At 71.0% G+C, this 507-nt stretch carries 1 protein-coding gene; it reads right to left on the reverse strand.

All coding sequences use genetic code 11. The features are described from left to right. A partial coding sequence (locus tag LJ738_RS21180) for a SprB repeat-containing protein (RefSeq protein WP_227788346.1) occupies positions 1-507 on the reverse strand: 507 nt, incomplete at both ends.

Genomic DNA, 507 nt, shown 5'->3' on the forward strand with positions numbered 1-507 from the left:
GATGGTCACCGTCGTGGCCGAGGTGCAGCCGTTGGCGTCGCTCACCGACACGGGGATGTTAACCCCGGCCACCAGGCCGGTGAAGCTCACCGTGCGGCTGTTGCTGACGATGGGCGCGAGCCCGTCCAGGCGGAAGGTGAAGGGGGCCGTGCCCCCGGCCACCGTCACGTTGGCCGTGCCGTTGTTGCCGCCGAAGCAGCTCACGTTCGTGCCCACCGCGGCCAGCAGGCCGGTGATGGTGTTCACGCCGCGGATTTCAATCGCGGCGCACGTGGCCTGGCAGCGGTTGGCGTCGACAACCAGCACCTGGTAGATACCAGCGGCCAGGTTGGGGAAGGTCACCGCCCCGGCGCCCGAGAGCACGATGGGCGCGTTGGTGCCCAGCTGCAGCGAGTACGTGTAGGGACCCGTGCCGCCCGTGGCGGCCAGCGTGGCCGAGCCCGTGGCCGAGGTGCAGGTCGCCTGCACCAGGGTCGAGAGCGTCACGCCCAGCGGAGCCACCGGCTG

This window comes from Hymenobacter plasmatis (assembly GCF_020711255.1).
In the GTDB taxonomy this organism is placed as follows: Bacteria; Bacteroidota; Bacteroidia; order Cytophagales; family Hymenobacteraceae; genus Hymenobacter.